The sequence below is a fragment of the Aquimarina amphilecti genome (genome assembly GCF_900109375.1).
Classification (GTDB): Bacteria; Bacteroidota; Bacteroidia; order Flavobacteriales; family Flavobacteriaceae; genus Aquimarina; species Aquimarina amphilecti.
In genome coordinates this window covers 46,472-69,026 of record NZ_FOAB01000010.1, presented here as the reverse complement: position 1 = coordinate 69,026, position 22,555 = coordinate 46,472, and the positions used below count along the sequence as shown (strand labels likewise).

Here is a 22,555-nt window from a genome sequence, read left to right as displayed (position 1 = left end):
TACTGAAAGTAAATTTTTAAACCCTAAAGGATATTGTATCTTTATAAAAAGGTATATAATTTAGAGTATAATTACTACAACCGAAACTCATATCGTTCCTAAAATCCCTTCTCCAATTCGATTACAAGAATATGGTGTAGGTGTTTTTATGACAGTCGTAACAAAATCAGCACTTAAAAAAGCAATAAAAAAACGTTTTATTACTGTTAATGATGTTATTGCTACTTCGGGGACTTTGCTACAAGGAGGAGATTGCATACGATTGTGCATCCAAGAAGAGGGTAATGCTTCGAACGGATTGATATTTCCATTAAAGGTTTTGTTTGAAGATGATCACCTGGCAGTGATTCATAAACCAGCTGGTATTTTGGTAAGTGGTAATAGTTTTAAAACGATTACCAATGCATTGGTACAAAATTTAGAGCGAAGTAATCTTCCTGATGCTACAAAACCGCAACCTGTACATAGATTAGATTATGCAACTACGGGTATTTTATTGATAGGAAAAACGAGTAGCAGTATTCGTGTTTTGAACAAGATGTTTGAAGATAAAAATATAAAGAAGACATATGATGCGATTACTATTGGAAAAATGAAGGATGCGGGAGCAATCACCTCAGCAATTGATGATAAGCAATCACATTCTAATTATAAAGTAATCCAATCAGTTTTCTCTAGGAGATTTGGAACACTAAACCTAGTGAAACTGAAACCCCAAACAGGAAGAAGACATCAATTGCGCAAACACCTACTCAGTATATCGAATCCGATACTAGGGGATAAAGAATATGGAATAACGCATTTGATCTTAAAAGGTAAAGGGTTGTATTTGCACGCATATTCATTAGAGTTTATCCATCCATTCACAGGTAAAAAAGTTTATTTTAAAGATGAATTCACTCAAAGATTCGAGAAAATATTTCCAGCTATGATATAGTAAAAATTTGAAAAGAAATGGTCAGTTTTAAATTTCTATAAGCGGTGGTGTCTTAATCCAAGTTCCATCAACCAAAATACCAATTCTTCTTTCTTTTCGATATAAAAAAGTAGCATCTGTAGACATATAATTGGTATTTCTAACTACGAAACTATCGCCTTTTTACAGCATGAATTATACTTCTAATATAATACTCGTTTTAGAAGCACCATAGGCTGAGATTTTTTCAAGAAAAGCAATAAGATGCCTGTTGTTTCTAAAATAACCTAAAATACATAAGCAATCATCACCGGTAATCCGATCACAACTCTGTACTTCTTCCATGGCTCGTATTTGTTCTATAGAATTAGATGTTCCTGTTGATTCTCGGTGCATTACTAAAGTGATATATGCTTTAGTCTCAATACCTAATTTTTCATGATTCACTTTTAAAGAATACCCTTCTATGATGCTTTCTTCTTCCATTTGTCGAACACGCTTGCCTATGGCAGGAGCAGATAACCCAACTTCTTTTCCAATAGTAGCGAAGCTTTCTCTGGCGTTAATTTTTAGCATTTCAAGTATCTTTTTGTCTAACGTGTCCATTTGTAATCAAAATTTATTTAATAATTATTTGATGTAATCGAATGTAAATGTACTATTATAAAATCGATTATAAAGTTAAAATGATTATTTGCATTCTATATTTGTATTGTTGATTTTAAATACAATAGCTAACGATTTTAATTATTCAAATAAAAAAGATAAGTATGAGTCCATTTTTAATTGATTGTATTGGTTACGGAGGTTTAGTTATAAACTTATATTCAATGTCTACTAAAGGTGAAGATAAACTAAGACTGATCTCACTAATTGCTAATGCTATTTATATTGTATACGGCGTATTAATTAGTGCAATTCCGATAATTGTAGGGTGTACTATTGCCGTATTTCTGCATGGATATCATCTAAGACGATTGAACATTAAAAAGAACTGTAATGATTAAAATAAAAATAGCTAAAGAAACAGATACAGCCATTTTAGCTCTTTTAGCAAGAGTAACATGGGTTGAATCTCACGGTCATTATATAGAGGATAAAAATAATCTATTAGAATACTTAAACAAGAATTTTTCAGTTTCTAAAACGAAACAGGATATAAACGATCCCAAGAACTTTTTCTATATTGTTTATGTCGATGATTTACCAGTTGGTTACGCAAAATTAGTGCTAAACGAAAAACAAGAAAGTGTTGTGTCTGATAATAGTTGTCGTCTGGAAAGGATCTTTATCCAAAATGAATTTATACCGCTAAAAGTTGGACAAAAACTTCTTACTTTTGTTGAAAAGAAGGCTAAAGCATTACAATCAGATACAATGTGGCTTTCTGTTTACATAAAAAACAAAAGAGCCATTAGATTCTATGAAAGAAATGAATTTAAAAACGTTGGAGAATTAAATTTTCTTGTCAATGGAAAAGCATATGAAAATATAGTTTTTTCAAAAGAAATATAAGTATTCAAAACTATTAAAACTCTAAGAATAGGAGAAAAGGGGCGTTCCAATATATATGTTTACAATCGCAAAATAGATGCTAAAAAATATCTCAATCTTCCTTTTATTGATCGTTAGTCAAATAAGTTTTGCGCAGAACGAAGAACTGTTTAATCGTCTTCGAGCAATAAATAATGGTACTACAACATTTTATAACGTTGATGGTGTTGATTTTTCAAAACAAACAATATCCTCAGAGTTCAATGAAAAATATCTAAAGAAAGCATACCGTAAATACAAAATCAAGAAAAAAGATCATAAAGAGACTGATAAAGAATTAAGTTTTGAAAACTATAAGGTTATCAAACGTGAAGAACTGGGCAATGGATTGGTTTCAATTAGTGTACATTACTTCGTTAAAAACAAAGACAATCGAATTTCTATATTTTGGTTTGGATATTATGACAAGAGTAATCCAGTATTTGAAAGAAAGATGATTGATCTAATTTTAAATGATGCTATCCCAAAATCTTCTTTTTGTTCGAAAAAAACTGATATTGTAAATTTTGCTGGTCGAGAAATTAAATTAGGAGGTAATTGCAATTGGATGAACATTAATAATGTTCAATGCCCATATTACGGACAAATGAGTTGGTCTGTTCACAAAACAAAAGAAAGTGCTGATGCATCAATTCAAAACCAATTAAAAGCAACTAAATCACAGAATGGCGGAAAAGTGATATCCGAAGAAGAAATAGCTATTGTATTTGAAGGTGTGTCTACAAAAGCTAAAAAAGTTTATTATGATTTTACCGGAGTAACATCACTTTTGGCATCCATGTCTGGCGGTAAGAATTTGACAATTTATTACGTTTCAGAAAAAGTAAGAGATAATTATGTAAGTTGTATTTTAAGTTTCTGGAATAATGACAATATAAATCCAAGCGGATTACCTCCATTATTGGAAGAAGTAATGAAGATTTCAGAAAAATAATCGTCTACAATAATGTCTACGAAACATTGATAATAAGTGCTAAGCCTAATAGTAATGTTTATTTGTAAAGACCACTAAATTTTTCAATTTGTTTTTAGAATAGAAAATTTAAGACAAAATTAAAAGTTTTGGCTAAGTGCTTAATAGAAAGTTCACTACTTTTAATTTCCTTACTAAGCACAGCAGAAATAGTGTACTTCATAATAATGAACCTATCAATAATGATTAAATTTTTTAGACTTTCATCTGAACCTCAAATTAAAAACAACCACACTAAAACGCTAAAAACCCTTCTTATTTGTATGCTTTTACTGCCTTTAACTAATAATGCGCAGAAAAGAAAAAATAAAACGAAAGAACCTATTTTAAAACTGACAGATTCTTTGTTTAATGGTTTGAAATGGAGAAATATAGGTCCTTTCAGAGGAGGCAGGAGTGTAGCTTCTACCGGTGTTATAGGAGAGCCTCATACCTACTATATGGGTTCTACAGGTGGAGGTGTTTTTAAAACTACAGATGATGGTATTACTTGGAAAAACATTTCAGATAAATTTTTTAAAACAGGTTCTGTAGGTGCAATCACAGTCTCAGAAAGTGATACCAACATTGTGCTTGTTGGAATGGGAGAGCATCCTGCCCGTGGTGTTATGACTTCTATGGGAGATGGGGTGTATAAATCTATGGATGCCGGAAAAACCTGGGCTCATATAGGGCTAGAAAAAACTCGTCATATTTCTGACGTGATCATTCACCCTACAAATCCAAATATCATTTATGTAGCTGCGCAAGGGGCGCAATATGCTCCTACAAATGAAAGAGGGATATACAAAAGTACTGATGGAGGTAAAACTTGGGAGCAAGTTTTATTTATAAATACAAATACAGGAGCATCTTCTTTGTCTATGGATATGACAAACCCACGTATCTTATATGCTTCAATGTGGGAACATCGTCGTTATCCTTGGATTATGGAATCTGGAGGAGCGTATTCTGGGTTATATAAATCCACTGATGGAGGAGATACTTGGAATAAAATGAAAGATGGTCTGCCAACAGACTTCGGTAAATCTGGAATATCCGTTTCTAGAGCAAATCCAGATCGTGTTTTTTCGGTTATAGAAGCAGAAGGTGAAAAAGGAGGTGTTTATCGTTCTGATGATGCAGGTAAAAAATGGGAACAAGTAAACAGTGATCGTGTGAATATCGCTCGTTCTTGGTATTACATGGAGATTTTTGCGGATCCACAAAATGAAAACGTAGTATATGTTTTAAATGCTCCTGTAATGAAATCTATCGATGGCGGTAAAAGTTTTTTTGATATTCCTGTGCCTCATGGAGATAATCATCATTTATGGATCAACCCATATGATAATAGCAATTTGATCAATTCTAATGATGGAGGTGCTAATATTTCTTTTAACAGTGGGAAGAGCTGGAGTACTCAGCAAAATCAATCTACAGCTCAATTTTATCGAGTGATTACTGATAATTTGGTGCCTTATAATGTGTATGGAGGCCAACAAGATAATTCAGCAATTGCGATTGCGAGCCGTACAAATGATCAAGGAATTGATTGGAAGGATTGGTACTCTGTTGCTGGAGGAGAAAGTGCTTTTATTGCATTAGATCCAGACAATCCTGAAATAGTATACGGCGGAACGTACCAAGGTAATATTAGCAAATGGACAAAATCATCTAGAGAACAAAAATCTATCAAAGAGTATCCCGAATTGGGTTTGAGTATAGCTCCTAAGGATTCGAAATATCGTTACAATTGGAATGCTCCTATTATTTCATCTCTTCATAATAGAAAAACTATTTATCACGGAGGGAATGTAGTTTTTAAAACAACGGATGGTGGTATAAGTTGGACAGCAATTAGCTCTGATTTAACAAAAAATGAAAAAGCTAAGCATGGTCCTGGAGGAGGCCCTTATACTAATGAAGCAGCTGGTGGAGAAAATTACAACACGCTTACAGCTTTGGTCGAATCTCAGCATCAAGAAGGGCTGCTTTATGCAGGAAGTGATGATGGTTTATTGCATATCACTAAAAATGGGGGTGTAAGTTGGGAGAAGGTAACACCTCTAGGTATTTCGGATGGTATTATAAACAGTATTGAAATCTCTGAACATGATCCTGCGGTTGCTTATGTAGTGGTTATGAGATACAAATCATTAGATCTAAATTCCTATATTTTTAAAACAAATGATTACGGTAAAACTTGGGTGAAAATTGTGAATGGGTTAGACGATCCCAATGGTTTCGCTAGAGTAGTTAGAGCAGATAAAAAACGAAAAGGGTTGTTGTACGCTGGTACTGAAACAGGCTTGTATGTATCCAATGACGATGGTTTACATTGGCAACGTCTTATATTAAATTTACCAGTAGTTGCTATTAATGATCTAATCATTCAAGATAATGATTTAGTTGCTGCGACATCTGGACGTGGGTTCTGGATATTAAACGACTTAAGCGTTCTTCAAAGTATGACAAAAGAGAAAAAAACTGTTCAATTATTTAAACCAAAAGACAGTTATCGTATTTTTGGAGGTATTTCTAAAGCTACAGGTCAAGGTCTGAATCCTAAAAGTGGAGTTACATTCGATTACTATTTAGACAAAGATGTAGACTCATTAAATCTGAAATTAGATGTTTTACAAGGAACAAAAATAGTCAGGTCTTATACTAACAAAAAGCCAGAAGATTTTAAAACTTGGCCAGGTGGTCCTTCTAAACCTGAGATCTTACCATCTAAGAAAGGATATAATAGGTTTACTTGGGATTTTAATCGAGAAGCTATTCCTGCGATCAGTAAAGTTTTTGTTTTTGGAGGACTTTCTGGATCTCGTGTTGCTCCTGGAAATTATACATTGAGATTATCTCTTGATGAAGAAACTGTAGAAACACTGGCAATTATTCTTCCGAATCCTTCAATTCAATCAACTCCAAAGGATTTTACGGAACAACAAAATATCCTTGTAAGTATAGAAAACACTTTAAAGGATATACATGAATCTGTCATTCAAATGCGCTCTGCGAAATCACAATTAACGAATTATTCCAAACTTTTGAAAGAGAATGATAAAGCAAAGACACTGATTGAAAAAGGAGAAGATCTACAGAAACGTATTAATAGTTGGGAAGAGAACTTAGTACAAGAGAAACAGAAAACATTTCAAGATGTCATCAATTTTAACAATAAACTCAATGCACAGCTTATACAACTTTTAAACTACATAGACCAAGCTGATCCAAAAATCACCAAAGGCGCCAAAGAACGTTTTAGTGACCTTATGAATGATTGGCAAGTATATAAAAATGAGAGAGATTCTATTATTGATACTGAAATGAAAACCTATAACAATCTATACAAATCATTAAATATCCCTGCATTAATAATTGAAAAGAATTAAGCTTTTATAAAAGTAATGTTGAACCATATAGGAGAAAACTAATTATCTCTTGTCTTTAAAATCTAAATGGAATTGCGAGTTAATAAAAACTGACTGCACTACAGAATAAATTAATTGCAAGTACAAATCTAGGCAATACTGGAATATATTTAAAAGAAGTATCTAAACGATCAAGAAAAGTTCTGGGAGGGTGATAATTGTCATAGAAAGAAATATAGTAGAATTTTACTTTTGAGAAAAACATAAAGCTATGGAAGTTCTAAAACTAACGGGCAGAAATATCCAAGATGAGCATATTTGTTGTGCGATAAGCGACAAAAAATGTAAGGATGGATACCAAAAGAAAAAGGATTGGCTTAAAACTGAATTTGAAAATGGATATACTTTTCAAAAAGTTGATGTTCGCGGAAAAGTATTTATTGAATATGTACCAATAGAAAGTTCTTGGCTACCGATTGTTGGAAAAAACTTTATGATAATTAATTGTTTTTGGGTTTCGGGACAATTTAAAGGTCATGGAAATGGAAAAAACCTACTTGATCAGTGCATTAGAGATGCAGAAAAAAATGGAATGGATGGAGTTATTGCAATTTCGAGCGATAAAAAAAGACCTTTTATGACTGATCCAAAATTTCTTAAATATCAAGGATTTGAAATTGTTGACGAAGCACCACCATTTTTCAAATTATGGGGATTGAAGATAAATCCAAAAGCTGAATTTCCAAAAATAATGATATCTGCTAAATTAGGAACTTGTCCAGACAAAAAAGGAATTACAGCATACTATTCAAACACTTGTCCTTTTACAGATTATTACACAAATCAACTCCTTCGAAAATATGCAGAAAAAAAGAAAATTCCATTAACAATAAATCATATTTCTAGTAAAGAAATAGGACAGAAAATGCCGATTCCTTGGATTATAAATAGTGTTTTCTATAAAGGTGATTTAGTGAGTCTAGAAATGAAGGTTGAGAAACATTTAGAGAAACTTATTGGATAAAAAATGTATAACAATATACATAAAACATAAATAATGAAATATTTTAGTAAAGCCAGTTCTTCTTCAAAGAATAATGCTTCAATAAAAATTAAAGATTCACAAATTATTTTTGGAACTACTCCTGAATCAAACGATAGTTTACCAAACCCAGCAGAATTATTTTTAGGGTCTTTTTCAGCTTGTATCCTTAAAAATGTTGAACGTTTTTCAATTTTAATGAATTTTAATTATTCAAATGCAGAAATAATAGTTAGTACAACACGTCTTGAAAAGCCTCCAAGATTAGACAAAATAAATTATGAATTAACAATTTATAGTCAAGATAATAATTTAAATATTAGTTTACTGAAAAAGAATATCGAAAAGTTCGGGACGATATTTAATACAGTTAAATCTTCTTGCTTTATTGTTGGTGAAATTAAAAAATGCTAACTATACCTGTATAGAATTAATTGCTACTATAAAACTCCTTACTAAAGTTTCCGAGGATTTTCTATTAAGTTAGTATTTGCTAAATTAGATGCTTTAAAAAACACTACTAATAACAGCCAAAATATTACCGGAAATTTGAAAAATACGATACTGAATGATAGAAATTATTGATTTAAGTCAAGAAATTTATGAAGGAATGCCGGTGTATAAAGACCTTCCTCAAGTTAAAATGACAGTTCATAATTCTCACGAAGAATGGAATGGAATAAAAAACCCCGAAACCAAAACTCCTGCTGTTCATAAATTAGAATTAGGAGAACATACAGGAACACACGTTGATGCTATAAATCACATGGCAATTCAATATGAAGGAAAATCAATTGATAAGATGCCTTTGTCTATGTTCTATACCGAAGGAATCTGTTTGGATTTTTCCCATAAAGAGCTAAAAGAATTAATTGAACCTGATGAAATAGAAAATGCTTGTAAAAAAGCTGATTTGAAAATAAAAAAAGGAGATACCTTATTAATTTATACGGACCATTATCGAAAGTGTTTTAACGGAAAAGACTGGAGTAATGGCCCTGGGATTTCGACAAAAACAGCTCGATGGCTTGGTGAAAAACAAATAGCTGCATTCGGAGTTGAAACAATGTCACCTGGTGTTTCTGGCGTATCAAATAAAGAAGTTCATCATATTTGCGGAGAATTAAATTTCACGCATTATGAGAATATGATTAATCTTCATCTATTAATTGGAAAAGGTAGATTTAGATTTATTGGTTTTCCTTTGAAAATCAAAGGAGGAACAGGTTCGCCAGTAAGAGCCGTGGCAATATTTGAAGATTGAATACTAAATTTCTAAACAAACATAAAATATCTGATAATCTCTAATTAAGAAATAATCGATTGGTTCTTGTATATTTATGATGATGCAATGATTTTGGAATTGATTAAGGTGAAAAGATGAACTTGCTTAAATAGTAAATTAACGTAATAACAAATGAAGAAATCTATGATGTTTTTACTGGGGATATTAGTTGTAGCACTTATATTGATTGGTCTATTTTTCTGGTATATAGCTTACTCATCAACTACAGATCTTTCTCAAGATGTACGTTTTAAAGATTATTTAAATAAACCTCTTTTAGTTAAACAGCCATCGGCATTAAAACGAAGTATTGAAAACTTAAATAGATTTAGTGATTACTATATTGATGTTTCTTCTGAGGAGGCCTTTAAAAATGATAAAACGATACTTAAAAAGTATAAAGTTGGTGATACTATATTCTTCACTTCGGCAAAAGGATTTTTTAGCAATCACGTGGGAGATAGTTATTATTTGTTAGGTAATGAAAAACTCGATTCGGGTGAAATTATAGAGTTCGAATACGGCACAAGCTTTGAATATTTACCTGCTATTTGGGAAACTCTTGAAGAGTTTTTAGAACGAAGAAAGCTAGAAAAGCAATTTCCATAAATCAATCCAATAGATTTTGATAAACATCCTTCTGTACAAAACAGATCATAAAAAAACAGAAATACATCTAAATTAGAAAATAAATAATTTGATTAACATAAAAGTTCCAACGATATGAAATGAAAACAATAGACAAGAATGCATAAACAAAATATCCGTTTAGTGTATTAGTCGATCGCTATTATACATTGAGCGAGTTATTGGTGAGTTTAATCTGCAAATATTCTTATAATAAACCTTAGAAGTAATTTAAATAAACATTGTAACAATTAATTTTTTCGGTTGTCTTTAGGTTAGATTAAAAACCAATAAATGAAAAACGCATCAATTATTTTAATTGCAACATTTCTATTTATTTCTTGTAGTGAACCAGAAAAAAAAAGCTTTAGAATTGGTCAAAAATCAGTAACATATGTTGATGATTCTAGAAACCGACCATTGCCGGTTGAAATATGGTATCCAACTTCGGATACTTTAACCAATAAAGAAACGAAAAAAAGCCAAAAACAACTTTTTAAAACTATAGAAACAATTAAGAGTGCAACTATTGCCAATGAAAAATTCCCTTTGTTAATAGTTTCACATGGAACTGGTGGAAATAGGTTTTCGTTAACTTGGTTTATAGAAAAAATGGTAAGAGAAGGTTTTATTGTTGTTTCACTGGATCATTATGGGAATTCTACGTTCAATAAATTGCCAAGGGAGTTTGTAAAATGGTGGGAAAGAGCTATTGATGTTCAATATGTTCTTACTCGAGTTCTAAAAGACGAAGAAATTGGAACTAAAATAGATTCTTCAAGAATTGGAGGAGTTGGTTTTTCTTTAGGAGGTTATACTAACATTGCGTTGGCTGGTGGTTATGTAGATAGAACTATAAGGGAAAGCGAAAAAGCAGAAGACAGAGAAATGCCTGCAGAATTTCCAGAAACAGATGAAATTATAGATTTCGAAAACGACAGCCTCATCGTTTCATCATATAACAAATACAAAGATCACGTAAAAGATGATAGAATTAAATCATTCTTCGTGATGGCACCAGCAATTGGATTTGGATTCCACTCAAAAGAACAAACGGACAAAATTACTGCACCTATTTTTATTGTAGCAGGAGAAGGAGATTTGGTTGCACCAATAAAAAGGAATGCCGAAAAGTACCATAGTTTAATTAAGACTAGTAAGATTTATCTTTTTAATAAAGATGTTGAACATTATGTTTTTTTGAATGAGTCTACAGAATTTGGAAAAAAGGTTGCTCCTGCTATAACCATAGATAATCCAAATGTGGATAGAAAAGAAGTGCACGAAAAAACAGTAGTATTGGCATTAGATTTTTTTAAGAAAACGCTGTAAAAACAATTATATCAATCAACTAATTAATCTGATATTTACGTTGTGACTCATTAGATACAGTTTTTGCGGAAACCATAATAATTATCTATATGAATTTTCAAACATTAAAAAGAGTAAAATATTAATGAATTTAATCTTAGACTTCTTTTTAGTAGGAGGCGTTTTTATTATTGCAATAGTTTTAATACAGCTATTAAAAATAAAAGATAAAGAACTACCTCAAAAAATACTAATTGTACTGTTTGCTCTTCTTTGGTGTGTTAATACCTATTTTTATGCTTTGCTGCACGATATTATTTGGTTGATACAATTTTTGTTTTTGCCTAACGATATTACCAAGACTATTTTAGGGCCATTATTATTTTTATATGTAAAATCTTTATTTTTAAAAGAAGATAGCTTAGTAAATAATTCTTTAGTTCATTTTATACCTGCTTTGCTATTTGCCTGTGTTATAACAATCCCAACGATAATCTTCAATAATTCCAGGATAGATGCACTAGCTTATACGCATACGGACTTTATTCGCTTAATCATTAGAATTGATAGTTTATACTTCTTACTATATCTATTTCTTTCATTAAGATTATTATCGAAATACAGAAAACTAACAAAACATAAATACTCGAACCTAACACGTTATGATTTTAATTGGATTAAGATTATGCTAATCTCAGCAATCTGCATTTTATGCTTGGATATGGGGATTATAGTATTTGAATACTTTTTTGGAAATTTTCATTGGAATACTGATTATGTTTCTGTCATAGCTATGATAATTTTAGTGATTTATTTAGGGTATTACGGTGTAAATCAATCTAAAGTGTTATTACCCTCTTTTTTATTTGATAGTGAGATAAAACATAAAGTCAATAAATTAGAAAACAAAACAATTTCGCCAGTAAAAAGAGCAGAGTTTGAAGCATTGAAAAATAGACTAGAACTTCTTTTAGGTACAGATCAACCTTATTTAGATCAGGATTTGACATTAGGTAAATTGGCGCAAAAAATTTCTACTACGGATAAAATACTTTCCACAATGTTAAATCAATATATGAGTACTACATTCTATGATTTAATAAATAAATATCGCGTGCAAGCTGTAAAAGAAAAGTTAGACTTAGAAGAATATAAAAGTTACAACCTTTTTGGAATTGCTTGTGAATGTGGTTTCAAATCAAGAACTAGTTTTAATAGAATTTTTAAAAAAGAAACAGGACTTTCTCCTTCTGGGTATAAAAAAGTGTATTAGAAAAGTCATTCTGTTTTTTTTAACATATTATAACATACCAATGCTTCTATTGGTCAATCCGAATCCCTATAAATTCATTGATTTGCGATTAAATTTATAAACATAAAAAATGATGAAAAAAATCGCATTGACTTTATTTTTTTGTGGATTTACACTAATAGTAAAATCACAAAATTTAACTGAACAAGTACAAAAACCGAGTGTAGAAAAATCAATTTTCGGTATTCAAACAGGATTTGCTGGATTATGGGTTTACAATGAATTTAAATTATCAAGACAAGTTGCATTGCGAACTGAATTTGGTTTAGAAGCATATGATAATGATGATTTTTATCCTGATGCGGGTTTTCTATTAGCAACGGTTATTTCGCTAGAACCTCGTTGGTATTATAATCTTAAAAAGCGCAAGAATAAATCAAAACGGATAGATAATAATAGCGGTAATTTTTTTGCTCTAAAAACGAGTTTTCATTCAGATGATTTACTTATTAAATTTGGAAATGATAGTGATGTTAAAATAGTTAATGATTTATCAATCATTCCGACGTGGGGAATTAGAAGGAATATTGGTAAGTATTTTAACTATGAGACTGGTGTTGGAGTTGGTTATATTCATTATTTTTCTGAAAATTCTGGATTCGAAAAAGATGAAGGAGAAGTTGCAATAAATCTGCACTTACGAATTGGATATCAATTCTAAATAATAAAGATATAGCACAATAATGTGGAAAAAGACATAGGCTTTTTTTTGAGTTGAATCGAAAGGCCTATGTTTTATTATAAAGTCATCAATATAAAATTAGATATTTGTAAAAGGTAAAAAAAGCAAAATATTTATATTTGATTTTAGTATTAATTTGAAGTGTTTTACTTATCTACTGCTCTATATCTGTGGTATAAGAGAAGTTATTAATATTTTAAAATGAATTCGATAAACTCAAGAATTGTAGGAACACTGGAACAAGATGAAGAATTTGATGAATGGTGGTATGGTGGGAATTTAAAAGTATCTGTTTTAAAAAATGAAGAATTGCCCGTTACATTTACGGGATTCATTCCCGAAAAAGATTTGAGTTTTATAAAAGAGGCTGATAACGCATTAGAAAACTTAACAAAAATAGATGATCACGAAACCATCACGTATTTAGTACATAAAAGTTGTATTGATTTTGTAAATAAAATTGAAGAAGAATATCGAGATGAATTTCAAGAGTTTCTTGACATAAAAAGTAAAACAGATATATGGAACTATGTGTCTTTTAATGAGATTCATGTAGAGAGAAGAATATGGTCAGACAAAGATATTTATGTTAGTATTAAATGTAATTGTGAATGGGAAGAAGAGCATGGGCTTCAAATAGTGTTTAGACAAGGTAAAATGGTAACTCGAATAAGTGGAATTGATGGGCATATTACCGAAGCTGATGCTTATGGAAAAGATGATAGTGAAGATTATTTACTAAATCAATATAACAAAAGCTATTGTTAACTAGGTGTAAAAATAGATTTTATATAAACTACTGGAGATAATTAAAAATGCCAAGAACTATATTCGAAAATATCGTAATTCAACATTTTGACAAAGTTTCTTCAATAGCTTTTTGTCAATACACACCTATTCGATTTTTTGAGATATTATTTATTGAAAAAGGTTCTGGAACTTTAGTTATTAATAACCATAAAATACCTTTTAATGATAATCAAGTTTTTATTTTAATCCCAAATGATAGATATAATTTAGAAATCAAAACACCTGTAACGATAACTGCAATAAAATTTCTGAATAGCTTTTTTAATAATTCATCCGTTAATGGAGATCACACACAACGAAAAGAATGGTTTAAAAAAATAGAAACTATTTTACACAGTGCGAATAGAACTTCTCATATAGAATTAAAATCTAAAACAGAAGAAAATAATATATTCTCTTTATTCAGCGTGTTGTGTAATGAATATAACGATGAAAATTTAAAAAGTGAGGTTGTTTTGAAATCTACGTTACATACGATTCTTCATATCATATCCAGAAATATGAGGTTTGTTCATTCAAAGCTTATTGATTCTAAAATTCAGGATATCATTAATTATATTCACTTTTACATCCATGATCCTGAAAGACTAACAAAAAAGGAGTTAGCAAATCAATTTCATATTTCAGAAAATTATATTAGTCAATATTTTAAAAGTAAAATGGATATTGGCCTAAAGAAATACATCCTTAATTACAAAATTAAATTAGCAGAAACACGCCTTAGATATACAGATTTAACCGTTTCTGAAATTGCTCAAGAATTAGGTTTTACCGATAGTAGTCATTTAGATAAAACCTTTATTACTTATAAAGGGATAACGGCTGGATCATATAAAACAAGCTTACAAAGTTCTTAATAAGTATATATTCCTCTTTTTTTACTAAAACCTCTTTTTTTCTTACAAGATATAGCCTTAGGTCCTAAGGTAAATTTGCATTATAATTTTAACGGAATATAATTATAATGAAAAATTCACAGAATGTATTTGAAAGTCATATGAAGGCTGTTGATACACTAAGCCCAGCTGATGTAGCAAAGGATTATGCAGATGATGCAATATTCATTACACCAGAAAAAACTTATAAGGGGCAAATCGAAATATTCAATTTTTATAAAGAATTCTTACCACGATTTGAGGATTTTAAATTTAAAACTATCAAACAAGAAACCCACGATAATATGGTGTATTTCGTATGGTGCGGAAGAAATAATCATATAGATATACAACTTGCAACAGATACGTACATTATCGAAAACGGAAAAATAAAGCAACACACGTTTGCTTCAATTAATAATTAACTCTTTAATATTGATACTAATGGATTACAAAAATTTTCAAACATTCACAGCAGAACAAAAAGACGGAATTTTAACAGTGGACATTAATTTTGGACCTGTTAATGTACAAGGACAAGAAATGCTAGCAGATTTAAGCAGCCTTTGTTTACGTTTAGAACGCGATAGAAGTGTTAAAGTCGTGATTTTTCAGTCATCTAATCCTGGTTATTGGGTATGTCATTACGATACTAATTTGTTAAGAGATATGTCTCAAGAAGCTGTTTCTAGACAAGAAGTGAAATTATTAGATTTACAATCTGTATTAGAAAGGTTGAGTAATGTGCCACAGGCAACCATTGCTAAAATAGAAGGATTTGCACGTGGTGGTGGACATGAAATGGCTTTAGCTTTGGATATGCGTTTTGCGGCAATAGGAAAAGCAAAATTTATGCAGATGGAAGTCGGAATGGGGATTTTACCTTGTGGAGGTGGTGCTTCACGTATGGCTAGACAAGCTGGACTTGGTAAAGCTTTAGAAATTATTTTAGGAGCGAGAGATTGGGATGCAAACGAGGCTGAAAAATTTGGAACGATTAACAAAGCCCTAGATGCCGATGAAATTGGACCGTATGTAGATGCCTTAGCAAAGCGTATTTCTAAATTCCCAGCAGAATCTATCGAAGCTTGTAAACAAGCTGTTTATGCGTCTGTTGATTTGCCAATAGCAGAAGCATTGAAAGAAGAAGCGTATCAATTATTCCAGGCGACAAGTAAAACACCTGCAATCAAGCGCTTTACAATTGCAGATGAAAATGGAGCTCAATTTGATCATAATAATCAAAAGAATTGGGAAAGCATGTTAATTGATTTACAAGAGATTAATTAATAATTAGCAAGAAACATTTAATAGAAGAAGAAGGGAGCCTTTTTAACAAAGGGATTTCCCGTTATTGAAGGTTTGAGTTTAGTGATGATAGGCGTTTTATACCGATATATTCTACATAGACCATCATCATTACAGGTTTATTTTACCGATATTTCATATAACTATTACTCAGAGTGTGGTTTTAGATATAGATTTAAAACTTAATAATGAATTTACTTGATATATCAAATATTTGTATATGCTTGATATATCAAGTAATTATATATGATTGTCAATAATCCCTCCTCAACAATATGTTACTGCATTCAAGAAGCGAAAACTCAATTAGAAAGAATGAAATAGTACATATGTGTTATGACGAGTAATCAATAGGATAGTGGGATAATGCATACTATCCTATTTTGGTATTTAAAAAGAATATGTTAAAATCGAATTCATAGAAAAAATGAGTTATGCGTTCATATAAAAATTTGTTATATTTAAACCTACTACGTTTACACACAAATTGTTTATAAACAACATCATAAGCTATGAAAATATCTGATTTAATTGATGAGAAAATCTCGAAAATTCGATTTAATTATACACTCGAAAATGAACATGGGATGCAAGAATTTCAATCGCAAATAAGATTGTCTAATGGTCAAGTTGTATTATTACCTAAGCATCCAGATGATGATATTGATTTAGTAGAAGATTATTCAAATAATAAAAATACACCTTTTGAAAAGGCTCAAAGGTATGGATTGACATCAAGATTGATGTTTAGAAATAAGCAGATAAAAGATATACATTTTAGATTTTCGGATAACGAACAGGTAATAGACTCAAGCGCTATACTCGAATTAGATAACGGAAAGTTCATCACTGAGAATAATTATGGTCCCAATGGATTAACGGATATTAATTTGGTAATTATGAACAAGACTCAGTTTTTAGAGCTTGCTGATGATAATATGGAAATAAAATCTCTTAGAAAAGATATTTTGAAACGAGTATAATTTGTGACGATTTTCGTGATCTTATCTATATTAACTATAATTTCAAGTATATTATTCTTTCTTAGAGCTAATTATAAATAACTTATTATAAGTATTTTGTGAAGAGATTAATCCTCATATCGTTATTATTGACTTTAGGGTATAGCAGTTGTTTTGATTCTTCTAGTTCTATGTCAAATTCTAATAAGCTAGACAGTGATGATTATAATTCCAAGTCCGAACGTGTAACAATTTTGAAAAATGAAATTAAATCCTTCAGTGATTTTGAGAATGCAGCATTCGAACTGTTTAATGTAAACGGGTTTTCAAATAGTAGAACCACCCTTCCAGGAGCATCCTCATGGGATTATAAATTTGTAATTAAAATCAATCCATCAGACGTTGATAAATGGACAGTTGGAATGGTGGAGGCGATATCCCAGTACCATGAAGATGCGTGGATGAAAAAAATAATTGAAAAAACAGAATTGGAATGGCAAACGTTCACCGAACCAGAAATATATAGTCGTCCGGGAGATAATGTTTTGATGGTAGTTTATAGATCAGAAGGAATTATCTATAAACGTGTTATTAGTTTATAAAATAATCTACCAAAATCATCTTATAGATAGCTGTACAAAAGTTAAGAATTTAATAAAAAGGCTATATCATCATTTTTATCTTTATTTTTATCTCTTAACACATTTCAAACTCAACATATCATGAAAAAAGTACTTTTAGGTACGCTTAGTACACTTCTTTTTATTTCTTGTCAGCAACCTAAAGAAACAGCAGATCTGCTTGTTTTTAATGCTAATGTATATACAGTGGATGATAGTCAGCCAAAAGTAGAAGCTTTTGTCATTAAGAATGATAAGTTTATTGCAGTAGGTAGTTTAGCAGAGGTAAGTCAGACATATACTTTTACAGATTCTGTAGATGCAAAAGGCAAAACGATTGTGCCTGGTTTGATAGATGCTCATTGTCATTTTTATGGATTAGGATTACAGCAACAAAAAGTGAACCTAGTCGGTACAACTAGTTATGAAGAAGTAGTGGCACGTATTATAGATTTTCAAAATAAAAAAAAGGTGCCTTTTATCACTGGTCGTGGTTGGGATCAAAATGATTGGGAAATTAAAGAATTTCCAACTAAAGAAAAGTTAGATAGCTTGTTTCCTGAAACTCCTGTGGCAGTCACCAGAGTAGATGGCCACGCGATGTTGGCAAATCAGGCAGCATTAGATCTTGCTAAAATAACGATAGAAACAAAGGTTCCCGGAGGAGAGATTTTGCAAAAAGATGGAAAGCTAACAGGAGTATTGATAGATAATCCTATGGAGTTGATAGAAGCAATTTTTCCACAACCTACAGTTGCAGAACAAGTAGCAGCATTAAAAGATGCACAAGCTATTAACTTTAGTTATGGATTGACAACTGTAGATGATGCTGGATTAAGCCCAGAAGTGATTAGAGTTATTGATAGTTTGCAGAAAGCAGAACAATTAAAAATCAGAATGTATGCTATGGTTAGTAATGTTCCAAAATATGTGGATTATTACCTAAAGCAAGGTGTTCTTAAAACAGATAAGCTTAATGTTTCTTCTTTTAAGGTATATGCAGATGGAGCCCTGGGATCTAGGGGTGCAGTATTAAAGAAACCATATAGTGATAAAGAAGATCATCATGGAGCAATGGTAATCGGCACAAAAGAATTTAAAGAATTGGCAAAAAGATTAGCTGGTTCTCCTTTTCAGATGAATACACATGCAATTGGAGATTCTGCCAATGCAGTGGTGATCAATACGTATTATGATGTGTTAAAAGATAAGTCGAATAGAAGATGGCGTGTAGAGCATGCGCAAGTGGTATCTCCAGAAGAGTTTGATATTCTGAATGATAATTTGGTAATGAGCGTGCAGCCTACACATGCAACTAGTGATATGTATTGGGCAGATGAGCGACTGGGAGAAGAACGCATAAAAGGAGCGTATGCTTATAAACAACTTCTAAATAAAACAGGTAAACTAGCTTTAGGAACTGATTATCCTGTAGAAAATGTTAGTCCATTTTATACGTTTTATGCAGCAGTAGCTCGTAAAGATCTAAAGCAATATCCTGCAAACGGTTTCCAAAAGGAAGATGCTTTAACTAGAGAAGAAACGCTAAAAGGAATGACTATTTGGGCGGCCTATAGTAATTTTGAAGAATCAGAAAAAGGAAGTATTACAGCAGGTAAATTCGCTGATTTTGTGATCCTAGAACAAAACATCATGGAAATCGACGAGGATAAAATTCCTAACATTAAAGTGAATTCAACCTATGTTGGTGGCGAAAAGGTGTATTAATTTTAGTTATAAAATAGGAATATAACTTATTATCGACCTCCATTAGCTTGGAGGTCGGCAATGCATTGCGCATCTAGTTCCGGTACTCCATCCCCCATCATATTCATCATACCACTTTCAAACTCGATAGCGGCTTCCATAAGACAATTTTGTACATTACAATGTCCTCTTGATACGGTATTTTCGTGTTGTGATTGTAAAGGTGTTCCGATATTAACAAGTCCTAGTAAATGGGCAAATTCATGATTAAGGGTAGCTGCTTCTATTGTAGATAGCATAGGTGCACTAGGATTACTACTTAGATTACGAAGTGTACTTTCATAAATAACAATAGAAGTATTTAAATAAGCGGTGCCTAAGGTAACTCTAGAACCATCATCATTATCATTAGTTCCATCTGCAAAATAAATATAAACAGTAATCTCATCTCCTTCGTTAAATGCAGTTCTTGCAGTAGTTTCAATCTCTTTTATTTTATCTATATTAAATGGAGACAACCCAGAAGAAGAAACTGTACGCTGATTTATAGTTATTCCATCAGGTTTAAAAAGACGTTCCTCTAGAAATGTTCTAAACATATTTACTGCCGTCGTTGTTGGAGCAAACCCTTGAACAGATACAATCTCTACAGTTAACCCTCTAAAATTTGTGTCGCTTAATAGATCATTAGCAGATGTTCCCAAAGGTTGTGTATTAGCCGATTGACCATCAGGAATAATAGTATTTTCGTCGTCATCAGAACATCCAACGAGTATGAAAGATGCGAACAAAAGAATACTTAAGAATTTTGTAATTTGCATAAAATTTAATTTTCCAGGGGTGTGGGTTAGTAAATAAACGAATTTATGAGAAATTTAGTTTTTGTTTTAACGTTATTTTTAACAGTTACTGCAAATTTTGCACAAAGATCGTACCATGAAGATGCAATGCGATACTTTTCTTTAAACGGAACTGAGCAACAATATAATGTAGCCATTGACCAAATGTTTACGTTGTTAAAGCAACAGTATAGTGCTCAAGATATTCCCGATAGTATTTGGAATGAATTAAAAGGAGATAAAAAGGAGCCATTAACAAATATTAAATCATTATTAGTATCTGCATATCGCAGTAATTTTTCTCATAAGGATATTAAAGAACTTATTGTTTTCTATGAATCCGAAACGGGGAAGCAGATGGTTAAAGACAGAACGCAACTTAGTGATACTCAAAAAGTAGAACTATCTAATTTTTTTAATTCTGAGGTTGGTCAAAAGGTTCAAAATCAAGGAGATTCCTTAAGAACTATGGTTGCTGAGGTTAGTGAATTATGGAGCAGAGATTTGTATAATGAGACCATCCAGAAATTAAAGACTAAAGGCTATCAGGTACCTTAGTTAATTTGGCTAAATAATCATTATTTTCTCCTTCGAGCAAAAGTTCGCAAATGAATCCATTAGCATTGGCGGCATTTTGCAAGGTGTTATAATCGAGATATAACCAATCAAACCAATCAGATTTTAAATTTTTGTATTTAAGTCTATATTGCATTTCTCCATAATATCCTGCAGAAGCATCTACCCAAAAAGTACCATCATCTTCTGTAAATAAATAGGAGATATCAGAAGAATCAATAAGGATTTGACCATTAGGTTTTAATAAACTTTTGATATGAACAAAAAAGCGATCAATGTTTCCTAGTTTTCCAATAATCCCACTTCCATTCATTAAAAATAAAAGTGTATCATATTGTACTTGTTTAAGATCAAAAATATCCTGAACATTTGCATTTGTAATCCCTCTTTTTTTACATATTTCTATTGCTCCTTCAGAAATGTCAATAGCGTGTACCGGTAGCTTTTTTTCTTTTAATAAAAAAAGACTATGACTACCAGCTCCACATCCGACATCTAATACATCTCCAAAAGCTATTTCTAATGCTTTTTGCTCAATTTTGGGCATTCCCAGATGGTCTCTAAACAAATAGGAAACAGGTATTATATCGTCATCAAAATCCGGAGCTTGGACTATGATATCTTCAGTAGAATTTTTATTATAAAAATCTTTAATAGCTTCTCCGAAAATATCTTTACTCATCACATTTCTTTTTTAATCGGGAATAGAAATTTTTTAGAACCTCATTATGAGTTAACTTTGCAATATGCAAGAATTTATAGATCAATTACCGAAACTGGCCAAAGATACACAGAACGAGAATAAAAAGTATTTTGCAAAGCTTAAAAAGAAGCCGCCTAAAAATTTGGATAGGTTTATGCAGGAATTGCATACTAAGGAGTTTCAGAAAACAGATTGTTTGGAATGCGCTAATTGTTGTAAAACTACGGGTCCATTATTTACAGATATTGATGTGGATCGAATAGCTAAACATTTAAAAATGAAATCTATTCAATTTGAAAATCAATATCTAAAAAAAGATGAAGATGGTGATTTTGTTTTAAAAGAAGTGCCTTGCGCTTTTTTAGCATCGGATAACTATTGTTTGATTTATGATGTTAGACCAAAGGCATGCAAAGAGTTTCCACATACAGATCGAAAAAAGTTTCATCAAATTTCTGATTTAACGATGCAAAATATGGCTGTTTGTCCAGCTGCATATAATATAGTAGAAAAGATGAAGGAAGTAATGCCGCTAGAACATAAAAGTAATAGGCGTGTATAATGATAGTATGACTTTGCAAGGTTCCTTATAAAGTTTTTTTGGAGACTAGTATTTTAAGAAATTCATCATATTCAAATTCCTTTAGTTGAATTTGATAATTTTTCCAAAAAATAAATCGATCATTATTTTGTGAAGTCATCGATACTATCATTCCATTTTCTTGTTCTATTGTTTTGGTATATTCGAAAGAATTTAATTCTTCCTCAGATTTTAAGTGATCATTACTATATGTGGATAATAGTGCTTCTTTTTTATCACCGTGGATGGATAGAATAAGATACGCAGATGCTTTCGTTAAAGTACCATCTACCGAGTTTTTATGAGAGAATGACCTTAAAGAGATACATAGATCGTCTTCTAAGGTTATTTTTTCTTGAAGTTTTATTTCGATAATTGATCCGTATTTGATTTTTGTTTGTTTAGTGTCCATTGGTTGATGTTGTGTGTATGAAAAACAAGTAAATAGTAATGCATAGATAAATAGATTTTTTTTTAGTATCTCAACATAATATTCCCATGTATTCTTCATATTTAA

25 protein-coding genes are annotated in these 22,555 nt (G+C 31.2%); 21 read left to right on the top strand and 4 right to left on the bottom strand.

Features of this window, described 5'->3' with window-relative positions; genetic code table 11:
• The first annotated feature begins 70 nt into the window (after positions 1-70).
• Positions 71-937: an RluA family pseudouridine synthase gene (locus BMY33_RS21325; RefSeq protein ID WP_425284239.1), complete on the top strand. Its 867-nt coding sequence runs from the start codon at positions 71-73 to the stop codon at positions 935-937.
• A gap of 174 nt (positions 938-1,111) precedes the next feature.
• Here BMY33_RS21325 and BMY33_RS21320 read toward each other — a convergent pair whose 3' ends face one another.
• Complete coding sequence (locus BMY33_RS21320) at positions 1,112-1,522, bottom strand: Lrp/AsnC family transcriptional regulator (RefSeq protein WP_091412284.1); 411 nt, start codon at positions 1,520-1,522, stop codon at positions 1,112-1,114.
• Between the two features lie 164 nt (positions 1,523-1,686).
• Between BMY33_RS21320 and BMY33_RS21315 the strand changes: the two genes are divergently transcribed.
• From BMY33_RS21315 to BMY33_RS21230, 18 genes are all read left to right on the top strand, one after another.
• On the top strand, positions 1,687-1,923 hold the full coding sequence (locus BMY33_RS21315; RefSeq protein ID WP_091412282.1) for a hypothetical protein: 237 nt from the start codon (positions 1,687-1,689) through the stop codon (positions 1,921-1,923).
• A complete protein-coding gene (locus tag BMY33_RS21310; protein ID WP_091412280.1) occupies positions 1,916-2,431 on the top strand; it encodes a GNAT family N-acetyltransferase in 516 nt (171 codons plus the stop codon). The genes BMY33_RS21315 and BMY33_RS21310 overlap by 8 nt, the downstream gene beginning before the upstream one ends.
• 76 nt (positions 2,432-2,507) lie before the next feature.
• A complete protein-coding gene (locus BMY33_RS21305; protein ID WP_091412279.1) occupies positions 2,508-3,404 on the top strand; it encodes a hypothetical protein in 897 nt (298 codons plus the stop codon).
• A 302-nt stretch (positions 3,405-3,706) separates the two neighbouring features.
• A complete protein-coding gene (locus BMY33_RS21300) occupies positions 3,707-6,820 on the top strand; it encodes a VPS10 domain-containing protein (RefSeq protein WP_091412277.1) in 3,114 nt (1,037 codons plus the stop codon).
• Between the two features lie 250 nt (positions 6,821-7,070).
• Positions 7,071-7,823 carry a YoaP domain-containing protein gene (locus BMY33_RS21295; protein WP_091412275.1) on the top strand — a complete coding sequence of 251 codons (753 nt, stop codon included), beginning with the start codon at positions 7,071-7,073 and terminating at the stop codon, positions 7,821-7,823.
• A 33-nt stretch (positions 7,824-7,856) separates the two neighbouring features.
• Positions 7,857-8,255 carry an OsmC family protein gene (locus BMY33_RS21290; protein ID WP_091412274.1) on the top strand — a complete coding sequence of 133 codons (399 nt, stop codon included), beginning with the start codon at positions 7,857-7,859 and terminating at the stop codon, positions 8,253-8,255.
• Positions 8,256-8,409: 154 nt separating this feature from the next.
• The gene (locus BMY33_RS21285) at positions 8,410-9,105 is read left to right on the top strand and encodes a cyclase family protein (RefSeq protein WP_091412272.1); all 696 of its coding nucleotides are present in this window, start codon (positions 8,410-8,412) and stop codon (positions 9,103-9,105) included.
• Between the two features lie 153 nt (positions 9,106-9,258).
• Positions 9,259-9,735, top strand: a complete 477-nt coding sequence (locus BMY33_RS21280; protein ID WP_139195718.1) for a hypothetical protein — start codon at positions 9,259-9,261, stop codon at positions 9,733-9,735.
• A gap of 312 nt (positions 9,736-10,047) precedes the next feature.
• Entirely contained in the window at positions 10,048-11,085 is a 1,038-nt protein-coding gene (locus BMY33_RS21275; RefSeq protein ID WP_091412269.1) for an alpha/beta hydrolase family protein, read from the top strand.
• A gap of 124 nt (positions 11,086-11,209) precedes the next feature.
• Complete coding sequence (locus tag BMY33_RS21270; protein WP_091412267.1) at positions 11,210-12,337, top strand: helix-turn-helix domain-containing protein; 1,128 nt, start codon at positions 11,210-11,212, stop codon at positions 12,335-12,337.
• Between the two features lie 109 nt (positions 12,338-12,446).
• A complete protein-coding gene (locus BMY33_RS21265) occupies positions 12,447-13,037 on the top strand; it encodes a hypothetical protein (RefSeq protein WP_244543072.1) in 591 nt (196 codons plus the stop codon).
• A 222-nt stretch (positions 13,038-13,259) separates the two neighbouring features.
• Positions 13,260-13,826, top strand: coding sequence for a DUF6985 domain-containing protein (locus tag BMY33_RS21260; protein ID WP_244543071.1), 567 nt, complete (start codon positions 13,260-13,262; stop codon positions 13,824-13,826).
• A 47-nt stretch (positions 13,827-13,873) separates the two neighbouring features.
• Positions 13,874-14,725, top strand: coding sequence for an AraC family transcriptional regulator (locus BMY33_RS21255; RefSeq protein WP_091412264.1), 852 nt, complete (start codon positions 13,874-13,876; stop codon positions 14,723-14,725).
• A gap of 107 nt (positions 14,726-14,832) precedes the next feature.
• Positions 14,833-15,168 (top strand): nuclear transport factor 2 family protein, encoded by a 336-nt coding sequence (locus BMY33_RS21250; protein ID WP_091412262.1) that lies wholly within the window; start codon positions 14,833-14,835, stop codon positions 15,166-15,168.
• Complete coding sequence (locus tag BMY33_RS21245; protein ID WP_244543070.1) at positions 15,149-16,033, top strand: enoyl-CoA hydratase/isomerase family protein; 885 nt, start codon at positions 15,149-15,151, stop codon at positions 16,031-16,033. Before BMY33_RS21250 ends, BMY33_RS21245 begins: the two co-directional genes overlap by 20 nt.
• Before the next feature lie 530 nt (positions 16,034-16,563).
• On the top strand, positions 16,564-17,034 hold the full coding sequence (locus BMY33_RS21240; RefSeq protein WP_091412260.1) for a hypothetical protein: 471 nt from the start codon (positions 16,564-16,566) through the stop codon (positions 17,032-17,034).
• Between the two features lie 98 nt (positions 17,035-17,132).
• A complete protein-coding gene (locus BMY33_RS21235; protein WP_139195717.1) occupies positions 17,133-17,615 on the top strand; it encodes a hypothetical protein in 483 nt (160 codons plus the stop codon).
• A gap of 120 nt (positions 17,616-17,735) precedes the next feature.
• On the top strand, positions 17,736-19,361 hold the full coding sequence (locus BMY33_RS21230; protein ID WP_091412256.1) for an amidohydrolase: 1,626 nt from the start codon (positions 17,736-17,738) through the stop codon (positions 19,359-19,361).
• Positions 19,362-19,390: 29 nt separating this feature from the next.
• Here BMY33_RS21230 and BMY33_RS21225 read toward each other — a convergent pair whose 3' ends face one another.
• Positions 19,391-20,161: a hypothetical protein gene (locus BMY33_RS21225; protein ID WP_091412254.1), complete on the bottom strand. Its 771-nt coding sequence runs from the start codon at positions 20,159-20,161 to the stop codon at positions 19,391-19,393.
• Between the two features lie 45 nt (positions 20,162-20,206).
• On the opposite strand from BMY33_RS21225, the gene BMY33_RS21220 reads away from it, so the two are divergent.
• Entirely contained in the window at positions 20,207-20,737 is a 531-nt protein-coding gene (locus BMY33_RS21220) for a DUF2059 domain-containing protein (protein WP_091412252.1), read from the top strand.
• Here the strand turns inward: BMY33_RS21220 and BMY33_RS21215 are convergent.
• Positions 20,715-21,437 carry a class I SAM-dependent methyltransferase gene (locus tag BMY33_RS21215; protein ID WP_091412250.1) on the bottom strand — a complete coding sequence of 241 codons (723 nt, stop codon included), beginning with the start codon at positions 21,435-21,437 and terminating at the stop codon, positions 20,715-20,717. The genes BMY33_RS21220 and BMY33_RS21215 overlap by 23 nt on opposite strands.
• A 64-nt stretch (positions 21,438-21,501) precedes the next feature.
• Between BMY33_RS21215 and BMY33_RS21210 the strand changes: the two genes are divergently transcribed.
• Positions 21,502-22,020: a YkgJ family cysteine cluster protein gene (locus tag BMY33_RS21210; RefSeq protein WP_091412248.1), complete on the top strand. Its 519-nt coding sequence runs from the start codon at positions 21,502-21,504 to the stop codon at positions 22,018-22,020.
• Positions 22,021-22,045: 25 nt separating this feature from the next.
• On the opposite strand, the gene BMY33_RS21205 is transcribed toward BMY33_RS21210, so the two are convergent.
• Positions 22,046-22,549: a hypothetical protein gene (locus BMY33_RS21205; RefSeq protein WP_139195716.1), complete on the bottom strand. Its 504-nt coding sequence runs from the start codon at positions 22,547-22,549 to the stop codon at positions 22,046-22,048.
• Positions 22,550-22,555: the final 6 nt, after the last annotated feature.